This window comes from Dechloromonas sp. ZY10 (assembly GCF_041378895.1).
In the GTDB taxonomy this organism is placed as follows: Bacteria; Pseudomonadota; Gammaproteobacteria; order Burkholderiales; family Rhodocyclaceae; genus Azonexus; species Azonexus aquae.
Genome location: NZ_CP144212.1, coordinates 2,593,888 through 2,609,040, shown reverse-complemented (window position 1 = coordinate 2,609,040; position 15,153 = coordinate 2,593,888). Strand labels below are relative to the sequence as shown.

The window sequence follows — 15,153 nt, the reverse complement described above, 5'->3', positions numbered from 1 at the left end:
GACCGCCGTCCTCAATTGGCGCTGAGACGGAAGCGGGAAACCGATTGGCGCAGTTCGGAGGCCAGGCCGAGCAGGTGGCTGGCTGAATTTGAAACCTGCCGTACTGCGCTGCCGTTTTCCTCGGTCATCTGCACAATGTGTTCGATCCGGCGTGAAATCTCCCCGCTGGCCAGGCTCTGTTCATGCAGCGCAGCCGAAATGTCATCCACCGCCTGCAGGACCTGGCTGGCGCTGGCCTCGATCCCGGCCATCGACTGGCCGGTCCGGGCGGCAGTATCCACGCCGCTTTGAACCTGCTCGGTACCGGTCTGCATTTGCGCTACCGCTTCGTTGGTGCCGTGCTGGATGGCATCAATCATGGTGCTGATTTCGTGGGTCGAGATGGTGGTCTTTTCCGCTAATTTGCGGACTTCATCTGCTACTACCGCAAAGCCGCGCCCCTGTTCGCCAGCGCGTGCCGCTTCGATTGCGGCATTCAGCGCCAGCAGGTTGGTCTGATCGGCAATTTCCTTGATCGTGTTGGCAATCCCGGAAATTTTCTGTGAGTGCTCGCCTAGTCCATGCACCACCCGGGCCGAGCGTTCGACTGATTGGGCAATCTGGTGGATTTCCTGAATTGTCTGCTGCACCAGTTGCCCGCTGCTGGCCGACGAGTTGCGGGCGGTATCGGCGAGTTGGCGCGACATCCTGGCGTTGTCGGCGACCTGGCCGATGCTGCTGGCCATTTGCTCCATTGAGGCAGCCATCGAACTTGAGGCGTCGCTCTGGCTGGCGCTGCTGGCTGCGACCTGTTGCGACGTGGCGGCCAGTTGCTCGGCAGCACCGGCCAGTTGCTCCGAACTGTGCTGAATGTTCCTGATGATCGCCAGTAGCGCATCGCGCATGCGGTGCATGGCGGCCAGCAGGCTGCTCTGGTCGCCGGAGCGGACGTTGATCGGCACGCTGAGGTTGCCTTCGGCGATTTGTCGGGCGACCTCGGCTGCATAGGCCGGTTCACCGCCCAGCAGCCGCATCAGATCCTTGCGGATCAGACTGGCAAGGAGCGCAACTAGAGCGGCCGTAGCGAGTGCGAGGCCGGCAAAAATCCGTTCGACCCGATTGCTCTGTTGTTCATTGCTGCTGATCTCGCTGCCGATCCGGCGTGAAAACTCAGCCTCGACGGCCTCGACCAGTTTGTATAGCCCGGCGATGGTCGCACGGTCCATCCCGCGAACCTGCTGGTCGACCTGTTGTCCGGCTTGCGGATCATCACTGCGGAAGGCGGACAATGCATCGCGATAGCGCTGGTTGAGCAGTTGGTGCTCGCGAATCAGCTGGTCGATCTCGGTGGTGGGCATCTGCCGTTCGCGCATCAGTTCGGCAGCTTTTTTCAGCTGCCCCTGGGCCGCCGTGGCGCGCTCGCCGAAGCCTTGCAGGTGTTTGTCGTAGCTGGCGCGGTCCTGGCCACGCAGCAGAATATTTTTCCACTCCTGTATTTGGATCAGGATGTTGCTTTGCGCTCCTTTGATCTGCAGCATGATCCGGCTGTCCAGTTCGGCGCCGCGCAATGCGCGCTGGGCGTGGCCGGACAGGGTTTCGAGTGCGCCGATACCCAGCAGGCCGACGATGGCGATGGCGCCGGCCGCGAGCAGGCCGAGCAGGAGCAGTTTGCCTGAAGTGCTCAGGTGTTTTGGCATTGATTTCCCCGGTGGACTGATTGTTGTTAGCCCGGGGAGTATAGAGTCTGCTGCGGTAGCTTTTATGACGGAAATATTACAAATTAATTCTATAATATTATGATTTTTATTGGTTTTGTTGTTTTTTATTGGGCTGTTTGAGTTCGCGCAGGTCGGCCAGCGGCGGGGTGCCGAAGTGCTCTCCGAGCAGATACGCGACGGTGTCGAGCGCAGCATTTTCCGGGCTGCTCAGTTGCCCGCGGGCTTTGAGTTCGACAAAGCGGCCGCGCAACGGAAACCGGGGCTCCGGGCAGGCCCGGATTTCTCCCTGCATGTCGGTATCGATCACCCCCGGGGCGAGGCTGGCAATGCGTAGTCCGGGCAATCGTTCCAGTGCCACTGCTTCGGCATGCCGGTCAAGCGCGGCCTTGCCGGCGCAGTAGAGGTTCCAGCCGGGGTAGGCATGGCGGCCGGCGCCGCTTGAAACATGCAGGATGCGGCGATCCGGGCAGTCGCGGCTGGCGGCGATGAAGGCATCGCTGAGCAGCAGCGGTGCGGCGACGTTGAGAGCCAGCGCGTGCAGCACCTCGGTGGCCGCATGGCTGCCAGCTGGCCCGATCGGTTGCACGGTACCCGCATTGTTGATCAGTATGGCTTGTTCGGCATCGGCCAGAAAACTTGCCAGTTCGCCACTGGCCAGCCAGTCGGCCAGTGCCCGGCTGTCTGCCAGATCGAGACTGATACGGAAAGTACAGGATTGCGCATTCGACTGGCGGGCCAGCCCGAGGGTCTCGAAGCCCTGCTGCTGCAGTTCTTGCGCGATTGCTGCGCCAAGGCCGCGGCTGTATCCGGTGACGATCGCTTTTCTGAGCATTGCCGTTGCGGTCAGAACAGTTCGATGTCGTCGTTGCTGCTCTGGGGCGGTGCAACCGCGTGGGCGCGCAAGGCATCGGTCTTGATGTGGGACTCGACCAGCAACTGGACCAGTTGCTCAGTGCGGGCGCGGTAGCGGCTGACCGGGTCGTCGCTGCCCTGCTCGCGGTGCAGGCTGAGGAAGGCGTGCATGTACTGGCCGACATTGTTGGTGCGTTGAGTGATGCGCTCGATCATCTGGGCGACGATGTCCTCGAACTGCATCGCCATTACGCCTTCCTGCGTCATCCGCTGCATCTGCTCACTGACCTCGGTGATGTGGCGCGAGTGTTCCCGTGCCTTGTCGGTCAGTTCGAACAATTCCTTGCCGAGTTCGTCGAGCGTGCCGCGCGATTTTTCAGCAACGCTCATATCCACATTGGTCGCTTCCTCGACCTGGCGGCCGATTTTTTCCAGCAGGTTGAGAATGCTGTCGAGCTCTTTGCGGATTGCGACATTGAATTCGCCGGTACGGGCAGCCAGGCTGCGCACTTCGTCGGCGACGATGGCAAAGCCGCGTCCGGCTTCGCCGGCTCGTGCAGCCTCGATCGCGGCATTCAGGGCCAGCAGGTCGGTTTGCTTGGTGATCGCAGCGATGTCGTTCAGCGAGGTGTTGATCCCGCTGACCTGCGCTTTCATTTGTTCGAAACTGCCGGCGATTTCATGGCTGCTGCCGCGCAGGGTGTCCATCTTCTGCGAAAACTCGGCGATCAGCAGATTGGTTTCGGTGAAAAAGCGCTGCAAGCCGGCCCGTTCCTGTTCGCTGTTTTCCGAACCGGTCATCTGCAACATTTCCGAAATCAGCGAACGCAGAACCTGGCGCTGGTCGGTCGATTGCGATTCGAGTCCGGTCAGGCTGCCGTACAGTTTGGCGACCGAGTCGCGGATCAACTGCCGGGCCTCGCCCATCTCCTTTTCCAGAGAAACGAACTGGGTTTCGGCATGGGCCATCGCTTGGTCGGATAGCACCTGATATTCGGAAACCACGTCGTTCAGTTCTTTGAGCTTGGCTTGCTGGCGCTCGCGCCAGCGGCGCCGTTCGCCGGTCGAGATGGCGGCAGCCACGGTCAACAGGCAGCCGATGGCGAAAAACAGGTAAGCCGGCGGCTGCCCGCCGAACAACCCCCAGACGCCCAGGCCCAGGCTGGCGGCAAGGGTGGTGGCGATCAGCAGGTCATCGATTCTTTGCATTGCTGTATCCACAGTAGAGGTGGGATCGCCGCATTGTACGGGGAGAGCACCAGGCAGCGGAGAAAATGTTGAAATTGGCAAAGTCTCAGCTTTGGGCGATTTGCCGGCAGAAGCGGATTTCCTGCGGATAAGGGAAGAAATCCTCGACATGCCCTTGCCGGATTTTTTCCTGTGCCTCCTGCCAGAAAGCCGGTTTGAGCAAGTCCTTGTGGTGTTTCATGAACAATTTCCGGACCAGCGGGGAGCCCAGCAGGAAAGTCGCGAATTCCTCGGGGAAAACATCGTTGCGGGCCACCGGGTACCACACCTCGCCCGACATCTCGGTCTCGAAATCGGGGGCCGGCGGGATCTTGCGGAAGTTGATGTCGGTCATGTATTCGATCTCGTCGTAATCGTAGAACACGACGCGACCGTAGCGGGTGATCCCGAAGTTCTTCCACAGCATGTCGCCGGGGAAGATGTTGGCCTGCGCCAGTTCGCGGATGGCGTTGCCGTATTCCTTGATGGCGTGCTCCAGTCCATCCTGATTGTTGCTCTTGTCCATCCGGTCAATGTGGATGTTGAGCGGTTCCATCCGGCGCTCGATGTAGAGGTGCTTGATGATCAGTTGCTCGCCGTCGATTTCGAACTTGGAGGGGGCCAGACGCTGCAATTCATCGAGCACTTCCGGAGCAAAGCGGTCGAGCGGAAACAGTACATTCGAAAATTCCAGGGTGTCGGCCAGTCGGCCAACCCGGTCAACCTGCTTGACCAGCATGAATTTTCGTTTGACCGTGGCCTGATCCATCTCCTTCGAGGTGCCGAAGACATCCTTGATGATCTTGAAGACATAAGGATAGGACGGCAGCGTGAACACCAGCATGACCAGGCCACGAATACCGGGCGCCATGATGAACTGGTCTTCCGAATGATGCTGGTGATAGATGAAGTCACGGAAGAACATGGTCTTTCCCTGCTTGCCCAGGCCGAGCATGATGTACAACTCGGAGCGTGGCTTGTTGGGCAGGATCGAGCGGAGGAACTGGACGTAGCCCGAGGGGACTTCCATGTCGACCATGAAGTAGGCGCGCGACAGCGAAAAAAGCAGGCCGATCCGCCAGGCGTCGAGCAGGATGGTGTCGAGAAAGAGTTGGCCCTTGCCGTCGTGCAGGACCGGAATCGCAAACGGATACTCGGCGGCGCCATTGATCGCCTTGCCGATCACGTAGGCGGCCTTGTTGCGGTAAAACGCCGAGCCGAGTACCTGAATCTGGAAATTGACTTCGCGGCGGGGCATTTCGCCCAGGTGGCGGAGGATGGCCCGGTAAACATTCTCGACATCGCGGCCAAGGTCGGCAAAGGGCCGCCGCCAGCCGAAGTCGAGCAGGATCTGGCGCATCGCGCCGCGCAGACCGTCGTGCTCGTGCGCGTAATAGCTGCGGTAGGTCGGGTCGCCGTCGGCTTCCAGGTTCTCGGTCGAGATGGTCGGGCGGACGAAGATGAAGTCGTTGTGGAAATAGGTACGGTGCAGGATCTTGGTGGTCACCGAGTTGAAGAAGGTCTCGGCCAGTTCCGGTTGCTTGTGGTTGAGCAGCAGGCCGATATAGAGCAGCTTGACCTGCTGCCAGGTGCCGTCTTCGATGTTCTCGACGTCGAATTCGCTGCGCAGGCGCTCGACACATTCATCGACCCGGTCGTCGTAAAAGCGGATCCGCTCGCGCACCGCCTTTTGGCCCCCTTGCCAGTCGGCTTGTTCAAACCGGACTCTGGCTTCGCGGCTGGTCTGGCGGAACAGGGTGTAGTGTTTGTTGAACCCCTGGATCAGCGCCAGCGCGATCTGGTGAGCGTTGCTCCCATACAGACCAATCGAAATTTTCATGCCTCTCCCCTGACTGCAGCAGCGAGAAATCTTAGCACCCGACATTTACGGTCAACGCTGCCGTGGCGGGAAAAAAGGTTTTCGCTTCGCAATGTGAAACGGGGTTTCGTTGACTGGAACGCCCAAGAAAACCGATACTTCGGTCTTTGCTGTTCTTCCTCAGAAAAGACCGGCACTGACCGGTCCCGACAATCAATCTACCGCAAGGGGTTTTTCATGGCTGGCGATAAGTCGAAGATTATCTACACACTGACGGACGAGGCACCGCTGCTGGCGACCTGCGCTTTTCTGCCGGTGGTCCGGACCTTTACCGCTCCGGCTGGCATCGAGATCGAAAAGGCCGACATTTCCGTGTCTGCCCGCGTTCTCGCCGAGTTTCCCGAGTATCTGACCGAAGAACAGCGCGTCCCGAACACGCTGGCCGAACTCGGCAAGAAAACCCTGGAGCCGGACGCCAACATTATCAAGCTGCCGAACATCTCGGCATCGGTCGCGCAGTTGAAGGCATGCGTCAAGGAGCTGCAAAGCAAGGGCTATGCAATTCCCGACTACCCGGAAGCTCCGGACAGCGACGAAGAAAAATCGATTGCTGCCCGTTACGGCAAATGCCTCGGCTCGGCCGTCAACCCGGTTCTGCGCGAAGGTAACTCCGATCGTCGCGCACCGCTTGCCGTCAAGAACTATGCCCGCAAGAACCCGCACTCGATGGGCGAGTGGAAGCAGTGGTCGCGCACCCATGTGTCGCACATGCACCACGGCGACTTCTACCATGGCGAAAAGTCGATGACCCTCGACAAGGCTCGCACCGTGCGCATGGAACTGATTGCCAAGGGCGGCAAGATCACCGTGCTCAAGCCGAAGGTTGCCCTGCAGGCTGGCGAAATCATCGACTCGATGTTCATGAGCAAGAAGGCGCTGTGCGAGTTCTACGAGAAGGAACTGGAAGATTGCCGCGAATCCGGCATCCTCTTCTCGCTGCACGTCAAGGCGACGATGATGAAGGTTTCGCACCCGATCGTCTTCGGCCACTGCGTCAAGATTTTCTACAAGGAAGCTTTCGAGAAGCACGGTGCCCTGTTCAACGAACTGGGCATCAACGTGAACAACGGCATGGTCGATCTCTACGAGAAGATCAAGCAGTTGCCGGAGTCCAAGCGCGACGAAATCATCCGTGACCTGCATGCCTGCCAGGAGCACCGTCCGAAGCTGGCGATGGTCGATTCGGCCAAGGGCATTACCAACTTCCACTCTCCGAACGACGTGATCGTCGACGCCTCGATGCCGGCGATGATCCGCCAGGGTGGCAAGATGTGGGGCGCCGATGGCAAGCCGGCCGACTGCAAGGCAGTGATGCCGGAATCGACCTTTGCCCGTATCTACCAGGAGATGATCAACTTCTGCAAGTGGCACGGCAACTTCGATCCGCGCACCATGGGTACCGTCCCGAACGTCGGTCTGATGGCGCAGAAGGCCGAGGAATACGGTTCGCACGACAAGACCTTCGAAATTGCTGAAGACGGCATCGCCAACATCGTCGATATCGACAGCGGTGAAGTGCTGCTGACCCAGAACGTTGAAGCGGGCGATATCTGGCGTATGTGCCAGGTCAAGGATGCGCCGGTGCGCGACTGGGTCAAGCTGGCCGTTACCCGCGCCCGCAATTCCGGCATGCCGGCCGTCTTCTGGCTGGATCCGTACCGTCCGCACGAAGCCGAACTGATCAAGAAGGTCGAAACCTACCTCAAGGATCACGACACCAGCGGTCTGGAAATCCGCATCATGAGCCAGGTCCGTGCCATGCGTTTCACGCTGGAGCGCGTCGCTCGCGGTCTCGACACCATCTCGGTGACCGGCAACATCCTGCGCGACTACCTGACCGACCTGTTCCCGATCATGGAACTCGGCACCTCGGCCAAGATGCTCTCCATCGTTCCGCTGATGGCGGGTGGCGGCATGTACGAAACCGGTGCCGGCGGTTCGGCCCCGAAGCACGTGCAGCAGCTGACCGAGGAAAACCACCTGCGTTGGGATTCGCTCGGCGAGTTCCTGGCGCTGGCGGTGTCGCTCGAAGACCTCGGCCTGAAAACCGGCAACAAGAAGGCCGTGATCCTGGCCAAGACCCTCGATGCCGCGACTGGCAAGCTGCTCGACAACCGCAAGTCGCCGTCGCCGAAGACCGGCGAGCTCGATAACCGGGGTTCGCAGTTCTACCTGTCGATGTATTGGGCTCAGGAACTCGCAGCGCAGACCGAAGATGCCGAACTGGCCGCCAAGTTTGCTCCGCTGGCCAAAGCCCTGAGCGACAACGAGGCACAAATCGTTGCCGAGTTCACTACCGTGCAGGGCAAACCGGCCGACATCGGTGGCTACTACATGGCCGATTCGTCCAAGTGCAAGGCCGTGATGCGTCCGAGCCCGACTTTCAACGCCGCGATCAAGGCTGCTGCCGCCGTCTGAGTCCGGCTTGCCTGAACGGCAAGAACCCCGGCCCGCTTTCTGGCGGCCGGGGTTTTTTCTTTTGTTTACGGTCGACCGTGAAAACAGTGAGTTTTCCCGCTGATCTTCTGGGGTGCCGGACGGCTGACAGCGCAGGCGGATTTGCTACATAATTCGCGCCACCGGCGCGCGGGAGATGCGTCCGGGGCCGGGGCCATAGGCCCTGTGGCCTGCACACAGACCAAGGAGTAGCCATGACCTCTCACATCCAGGTGCCGCAGGGCGGCGCGAAAATCGTTCCCGGACAAGCGGTTCCCGACAATCCGATCATTCCCTTCATCGAAGGCGACGGGATTGGCATCGACATCACTCCGGTGATGATCAAGGTGATCGATGCGGCGGTTGAAAAGGCCTACGGTGGCGCCAGAAAAATTCACTGGATGGAAGTCTACGCCGGCGAAAAAGCGACCCGCATCTACGGTCCGGACGAGTGGCTGCCGCAGGAAACCTTCGCTGCGCTCAAGGAATACTCGGTGTCGATCAAGGGGCCGATGACTACTCCGGTTGGCGGCGGTATTCGTTCACTCAACGTCGCGTTGCGCCAGGAACTCGACCTCTACCAATGCGTGCGTCCGGTGCGTTACTTCAAGGGCGTGCCCAGCCCGCTCAAGCACCCGGAACTGACCAATATGGTCATCTTCCGCGAGAATACCGAGGATATTTATGCCGGCGTCGAATGGGCGGCCGGTTCGGAAGGGGTCAAGAAAGTCATCGACTTCCTGGTCAAGGAAATGGGCGTCAGGAAAATCCGCTTCCCGGAAAGCTCCGGTATCGGAATCAAGCCGGTTTCAGTTGAGGGCACCGCCCGATTGGTCCGCGCCGCGCTGCAGTACGCGATCGACAATGACCGCAAGAGTGTGACTCTGGTGCACAAGGGCAACATCATGAAATTCACTGAGGGCCTGTTCCGCGACATCGGCTACCAGGTTGCCCGTGAGGAATTCGGCGCCGAACTGATCGACGGCGGCCCTTGGTGCCATTTCACCAATCCCAAGACCGGGCGCGAAATCACGGTCAAGGACTCGATTGCCGACGCCTTCCTGCAACAGATCCTGCTACGTCCGGCCGAGTATGACGTAATCGCCACCACCAACCTCAACGGCGACTACATCTCCGACGCGCTGGCCGCGCAGGTCGGTGGCATCGGCATTGCGCCAGGGGCCAACATTTCCGACCAGTACGCCTGCTTCGAGGCGACCCACGGTACCGCGCCGAAGTACGCCGGCCTCGACAAGGTCAATCCCGGTTCGCTGATCCTCTCGGCCGAGATGATGCTGCGCCACCTCGGCTGGAAGGAAGCCGCCAATCTGGTGATCAAGGGCATGGAAGCGGCGATTGGCGACAAGCAGGTGACCTACGACTTCGCCCGCCTGATGGATGGCGCCGAGGAAATTTCCTGTTCCGAATTCGGCGATGCGATGATCGCGCGGATGTAATCCGGGCGCATTTATGGTTGAATGGGGCCCCCGCGCGCGGGGGCTTTTTCTTTGCCCTGCCTTTGATTCCGTGAACCCTCGCCCGATTGCTGTCTTCGATTCCGGCCTTGGCGGCCTGACTGTACTGCGCGCCTTGCAGGCGCGTCTGCCGCACGAAGATTATTTCTACTTTGCCGACACCCGGCACCTGCCCTACGGCGACAAGCCCGAGGTCTTTCTCCGCGAGCGCGGGGTACAGATCGCTGCAGCGCTGGCGGCACGTGGAGCCAAAGCGCTGGTGATTGCCTGCAATACGGCGACGGCGGCGGCGGCCGAGGCGATCCGGGCCGCTACTGCCTTGCCCATCGTCGCCCTCGAACCCGGCGTCAAGCCGGCTTGCAACCTCAGTCGCAGCGGTACCATCGGCGTTTTGGCGACGACGCGGACGCTGGCCAGCGAACGCTTTCAGCGGCTGGTCGCCGAACATGGCCGGGGCCAGCAGGTGCTCGCCCAAGCTTGCCCCGGTCTGGCCGAAACGATAGAGAGCGATGGGCCGGGCAGCGCGGCAGTTGAGGGCCTGCTGGATCGCTACATCGCTCCGCTCAATGCCGCCGGCGCCGATGTCGTGGTCCTCGGCTGCACGCATTACCCGTGGGTCGCCGAGGCAATCGCCCGGCGCATGCCGGCGGGTACGCAATTGCTTGATACTGGTGCGGCAGTGGCGCGCCAACTCGAACGCCTGCTCGCGGCGGGCGGGCTGCTCGGCGGCGGTAGCGGCCGCAGCCAATTGACTACCAGTGGCGGTCCGGAGCGGGTTGCCGCCACGGTCGACCGGCTCTTCGGGCAAAAAATGCCGGTCGCGCACTGGGAACCTTGAACAGAGAAGACAATGACGAATCCGCAAAAACCTTTGGCCGGACTCAAGGTGGTCGAACTCGGCACCCTGATCGCCGGCCCGTTCTGTACCCGGATCATGGGCGAATTCGGTGCCGAGGTGATCAAGGTCGAGGCGCCGGATGGTGGTGATCCCTTGCGCAAATGGCGCAAGCTCTACGAAGGCACCTCGCTGTGGTGGTATGTGCAGGCGCGCAACAAGAAGTCGGTCACCGCCAACCTCAAGCACCCGGACGGACGCGAGTTCGTGCGCCGGCTGATCGCCGAGGCCGACATCCTGGTCGAGAACTTCCGCCCCGGCGTGCTGGAAAAATTGGGTCTTGGTTGGGAAGAGCTCAAGGCCGCCAATCCCGGTCTGGTCATGGTTCGCCTCTCGGGCTTCGGCCAGAGCGGGCCGTACAAGGAGCAGCCGGGTTTCGGCGCGGTTGGCGAGTCGATGGGCGGGCTGCGCTACATCACCGGCTTTGCCGACCGGCCGCCGGTACGCACCGGGATTTCGATCGGCGATTCGATTGCCGCGTTGTGGGGCGCGATCGGCGCGCTGATGGCGCTGCGTCACCGGGAAGTGAACGGTGGCGTCGGGCAGGTGGTCGATGTCGCGCTTTACGAAGCGGTGTTTGCGATGATGGAATCGCTGGTTCCGGAGTTCGATGTGTTTGGCTTTGTCCGCGAGCGCACCGGCAACATCATGCCCGGGATCACGCCGTCGAATACCCACACCACCCGCGATGGCAAGCACGTCACCATCGGCGCCAATGGCGATGCGATCTTCCGCCGCTTCATGCTCGCCATTGGCCGGCCCGACCTGGCTGACGATCTGGGCCTGGCTGACAATGCCGGCCGCGATACGCGGCGCGACGAGATTTATGCCCTGATCGACGACTGGTGCCGCCGCCACGACGAAGCCGAGGTGCTGGCCGTACTGGAGCAGGCCGAGGTGCCGGCCTCGCGCGTCTATTCCGCGGTCGACATGTTTGCCGACCCGCAATTCATCGCCCGCCAGATGTTTGCTGCGGCGCAATTGCCGGACGGAAAGGCGTTCAAGATGCCGGGGATCGTACCCAAATTGTCGGAAACGCCGGGCACGACCGAGTGGATCGGGCCTCGTCTGGGCGAACATACCGATGCGGTGCTTACCGCCCTCGGTTACCCAGCTGAAGAAATTGCCGCCCTGCGCCAGGCGGGCGCGATCTAGGCCGCACCCGCCAGTAGTGCCTTGCTCCGGATCGCTTCATGTCCGGAAGCGGCTGATCTGCTGGCGCAATTCATGCGCCAGTTGCTCCAGGGAATTGGCGGCATTGGCTGTGCCGCGAATGGTGGTAGTGGTTTCCTCGACCATCTGGGCGATTTCCTCGACGCGCTGGGCAATCGAGGTGCTGGCCGAACTCTGTTCGCGGGTCGCGGCGGCAACGTCGCCGATCCGGTCCAGGGTCTTGCCCGTTTCGCTTTCGATCAGGCTAAGCGATTCCGAGGCGGCACTGGCCAGGGCGACGCCATTGTTGACTTCGGGCAGTGCGGAATTCATCGCCGCCACAGCGGCTGCCGTATCGTGCTGGATGCTTTGCAGCATGCCTTCGATTTCCCCGGTAGCCTTGGCTGTCCGTTCCGACAGCGTACGCACCTCGTCGGCGACGACGGCGAAGCCGCGGCCCTGATCCCCGGCTCGCGCAGCTTCGATGGCGGCGTTGAGCGCCAGCAGATTGGTCTGGCCGGCAATGTCCTTGATCACCAGCGCGATCCCGGAAACCTGGTTGGCCCGCTCGGCCAGCGCATGAATCCGGCCCGAAGCGTCGTTGACCGTGTGCGAAATGGTTTCGATGGCCTTGCTCGCCGCCTCCACTCGCAGGCGGCCTTCATCGGCTTGCCGCAAGGCTGCGCGGGAATTGGTTTCGGTATCGCTGGCGTTGTCGGAGATGTGGTTCGAGGTCACCGTCAACTGTTCGATTGCCGCTGCCATCGATGAAGTGGCATCGGACTGGTGTTCCGCCGCGCGGCTGATTTCGCTGGCGGCATTGCGGATTTCGGCTGCGTTCCCGGCCAGGGTCTGGGCGCTGTGGTTCACTTCGCCGATCAACTGGCGCAACGAGGCCAGCATCTGGTTGAGAGCCCCGAGCAGGCTGTCGGGGGGGGCGGCAATGCTTACTGTCAGATCGCCGGCGGCAACCTGCTGCATTGCCTGGACGGCGGCGGCCGGTTCGCCCCCCAGCTGGCGTACGATGCTGCCCCGGATCAGCCAGCCGGCGAATCCCTGAACCAGCAACAACACTCCGGCGATGCCGCCGAGCCAGAGCAGGTTCTGACGGAAGGCAGCGTCCACGTCGTCAATGTAAATCCCGGTGCCGACGATCCAGTCCCACGGCGCGAAGCCCTTGACGTAGGATAGTTTGGGCACGGCCTGCTCCGAGCCTGGCTTCGACCATTGGTAGTCGACGAAGCCGGCACCATTGGCGCGGACGACGCGGACGAATTCAACATATAACTGCTTGCCGCTCGGGTCGCGGTTGTCGGTCATGTCGCGGCCTTGCAATTCGGGTTTGATCGGGTGCATCAGCGAGCGCGGATGGAAGTCGTTGAGCCAGAAATACTCCTTGTCGTCGTAGCGTGCCTTGCGCAGGCTTTCCTTGGCATGGTGCTGCGCCTCCTCAAGACTCATCTTGCCGCTGCGCTGCAATTCTTCGTAATAGGCCAGCTGGCTGTGGGCGTATTCGGTCAGGTTGCGAATCTTGGCCTTGCGGTCCTCAAGCATTGAATGGCGCAGCATCAGCAAGGCAGCGACACAGAGCAGCACCAGCCCGAGAATGCTGATGATCCCGAGCAGGTGCATGCGGGCAGAAACCGACCAGTTCTGGATCTTGTTCATTGAATGCTCCCTTGGTCTGTGGGTGAAGGGCGACAGAGGCGACATCGGCCCTGATCGCAAACTATGACCTATTACTTTTAGCATAGTTGCGATTTCCTAAAGTGCAATCAGTTACGCACTTTTTTGAGGCGTCTTGGTTGGCTGCGGAGAGGGGGGCTGAGCAGGGGGTCAGCGAAGCCGGAAGCGGACCGGGAGCAGGGTTTCCCGAGGGGCGTCGGCGGGCAGGGCGTGCAGTGAGCGTACCGCGCGTAACGCGGCGGCATCAAGCAAGGGATGGCCGCTCCCCTGTTCGACGCGGGCGGCGGCAACCTGCCCGTCTTCTGCCAGGATCAGCAGAACCACGACCTCGCCCTGTTCGCCCCGGGCAATCGCTTCCGGCGGGTAGAACAGGCCTTGTTGTTGCAACTGCTGCAAATGCTGACGGACTTTTTCCCGCCAGTCGCTGCGCTGTGGCTGACTGCGTTCCGGCGGTGGCCGGCGCGCCGCAACGGGGGGCGGGGGCGGTTGCGTGCGGACTGCGGTTTGCTCGCTCTCCAGGCGCAATTCCGGTACCGCCAGCGGCGCGACCGGCGGCGGCTGCAGGCGGGCTTGCAGTGGCGGCAGGGCAGGGGGGCGGACCGGCGCTTTGGGCTGCGGTGGCAGCAGCAACACCGCATGCGCCAACAGCGAGGCGGCGAGGGCCCGCATCAGGCGGCGTTCGCTCGGCGCGAACGGCAGCGGAGGCGGGCGGCTCATGCGACAATGCATCCGGTTTGAATCGACAGGATCACAGGCAATGCAGACTACAGGTGGGCGGCTGAAAATCAAGGGAGCCGCAATGATAATCGGGATGGCGCTGATCTGCCTGCCGGCAATGCCGCTTTCTGCCGCTACCGCCTTGCCGGATCCGGTAGCCTTTGCCAATGCGCTGGAACTGGGAGATGTGCGCCAGGCCCGTCAGTGGCTCGATGCCGGACTGCCGGTCAATTTCGCCGGCAGCCGGATCGGCAGCGGTCTGATGATCGGTGCCTGGGAGGGTAACCTCGAACTGATGGAGTTGTTTCGGGCGCGCGGTGCCGACCTCAATGCAGTCAACGATAACGGTGAGTCGGCGCTGGCGCTGGCCGCCTGGCGCGGCCAGAAGGCGGCGGTAGCCTGGTTGCTTGAGCGCGGTGCCAGGATCAATGCCGGCCCCCGGCAATGGTCGGCGCTGCATTACGCGGTGTTCGCCGGGCACGAGGAAATGGCCGACAGCCTGATTGCTCAGGGCGCCGACATCAATGCCTTGTCGACCAATGGCTCCAGTCCCCTGATGCTGGCCGTGTATGAGGGGCGCCAGGCCCTGGCGCGCAAACTGATCGAGAAGGGCGCCGACCGCACGGTGAAGAACGACTGGGGCGACGGGGCACTGGAGTGGGCGATGCGCTACGAGCGTCTCGATCTGGCGCGGATGGTCAGTAACCCCGAGGAGTTCAATATCGCGGTCAGCCAGCCCAAGGAAAAATGGGGCGAGCCCAAGCGTTCGTTGCGTACTTCGAAGGAGTTGGAGGAACTGCTCAAAATGCGCGAAACGCTGGCCCAGCGAGGCATGGCGACCGAGCAGATTGACAAGCGGATTGCTGCCGAGCGGGTCCGCATCGTCCGCGCCGAACTGGATCGGCCAAATGCACCGGGGCGGGCCGCAACCTTTGAAATTTCGGCCAGCCGCGCCAAGCCGCAGGAACAGAAGGCGCAGATGGTGTACGACGATAAGGGCAAAGCGGTGGGCTACAAGGTGCCGCCGGCGACTTATTTCGGAACCCCGAAAATGCCGCCGAAAGGGCCGGTCAGGAATTACTGACGCGGCGGCCGCAATTATTTACGGTCGACCGGCAAAAAATCCGATTTTTGCCG

At 61.6% G+C, this 15,153-nt stretch carries 11 protein-coding genes; 5 read left to right on the top strand and 6 right to left on the bottom strand.

Annotated features, from left to right (window positions below):
• Positions 1 to 11: 11 nt before the first annotated feature.
• From VX159_RS11825 to aceK, 4 genes are all read right to left on the bottom strand, one after another.
• Positions 12 to 1,676, bottom strand: a complete 1,665-nt coding sequence (locus VX159_RS11825; RefSeq protein WP_371323090.1) for a methyl-accepting chemotaxis protein — start codon at positions 1,674 to 1,676, stop codon at positions 12 to 14.
• Between the two features lie 106 nt (positions 1,677 to 1,782).
• The gene (locus VX159_RS11820; RefSeq protein ID WP_371323089.1) at positions 1,783 to 2,529 is read right to left on the bottom strand and encodes an SDR family oxidoreductase; all 747 of its coding nucleotides are present in this window, start codon (positions 2,527 to 2,529) and stop codon (positions 1,783 to 1,785) included.
• Positions 2,530 to 2,540: 11 nt separating this feature from the next.
• The gene (locus VX159_RS11815; protein ID WP_371323088.1) at positions 2,541 to 3,758 is read right to left on the bottom strand and encodes a methyl-accepting chemotaxis protein; all 1,218 of its coding nucleotides are present in this window, start codon (positions 3,756 to 3,758) and stop codon (positions 2,541 to 2,543) included.
• A gap of 85 nt (positions 3,759 to 3,843) precedes the next feature.
• Positions 3,844 to 5,616 (bottom strand): bifunctional isocitrate dehydrogenase kinase/phosphatase, encoded by a 1,773-nt coding sequence (gene aceK, locus VX159_RS11810; protein WP_371323087.1) that lies wholly within the window; start codon positions 5,614 to 5,616, stop codon positions 3,844 to 3,846.
• Between the two features lie 216 nt (positions 5,617 to 5,832).
• Here aceK and VX159_RS11805 point away from each other — a divergent pair, with 216 nt between their 5' ends.
• The 4 genes from VX159_RS11805 to VX159_RS11790 all read left to right on the top strand — a co-directional run bounded on the left by VX159_RS11805 (position 5,833) and on the right by VX159_RS11790 (position 11,616).
• On the top strand, positions 5,833 to 8,073 hold the full coding sequence (locus VX159_RS11805) for an NADP-dependent isocitrate dehydrogenase (RefSeq protein WP_371323086.1): 2,241 nt from the start codon (positions 5,833 to 5,835) through the stop codon (positions 8,071 to 8,073).
• A gap of 233 nt (positions 8,074 to 8,306) precedes the next feature.
• Positions 8,307 to 9,548 (top strand): NADP-dependent isocitrate dehydrogenase, encoded by a 1,242-nt coding sequence (gene icd / locus VX159_RS11800; RefSeq protein ID WP_371323085.1) that lies wholly within the window; start codon positions 8,307 to 8,309, stop codon positions 9,546 to 9,548.
• Between the two features lie 70 nt (positions 9,549 to 9,618).
• Positions 9,619 to 10,404: a glutamate racemase gene (murI, locus tag VX159_RS11795; RefSeq protein WP_371323084.1), complete on the top strand. Its 786-nt coding sequence runs from the start codon at positions 9,619 to 9,621 to the stop codon at positions 10,402 to 10,404.
• Between the two features lie 12 nt (positions 10,405 to 10,416).
• Positions 10,417 to 11,616: a CaiB/BaiF CoA transferase family protein gene (locus VX159_RS11790; protein WP_371323083.1), complete on the top strand. Its 1,200-nt coding sequence runs from the start codon at positions 10,417 to 10,419 to the stop codon at positions 11,614 to 11,616.
• Positions 11,617 to 11,652: 36 nt separating this feature from the next.
• Here VX159_RS11790 and VX159_RS11785 read toward each other — a convergent pair whose 3' ends face one another.
• Positions 11,653 to 13,281 carry a methyl-accepting chemotaxis protein gene (locus tag VX159_RS11785; protein ID WP_371323082.1) on the bottom strand — a complete coding sequence of 543 codons (1,629 nt, stop codon included), beginning with the start codon at positions 13,279 to 13,281 and terminating at the stop codon, positions 11,653 to 11,655.
• 168 nt (positions 13,282 to 13,449) lie between these two features.
• Positions 13,450 to 14,016, bottom strand: a complete 567-nt coding sequence (locus VX159_RS11780) for an energy transducer TonB (protein ID WP_371323081.1) — start codon at positions 14,014 to 14,016, stop codon at positions 13,450 to 13,452.
• Between the two features lie 82 nt (positions 14,017 to 14,098).
• On the opposite strand from VX159_RS11780, the gene VX159_RS11775 reads away from it, so the two are divergent.
• Positions 14,099 to 15,100: an ankyrin repeat domain-containing protein gene (locus VX159_RS11775; RefSeq protein WP_371323080.1), complete on the top strand. Its 1,002-nt coding sequence runs from the start codon at positions 14,099 to 14,101 to the stop codon at positions 15,098 to 15,100.
• Positions 15,101 to 15,153 lie beyond the last annotated feature (53 nt).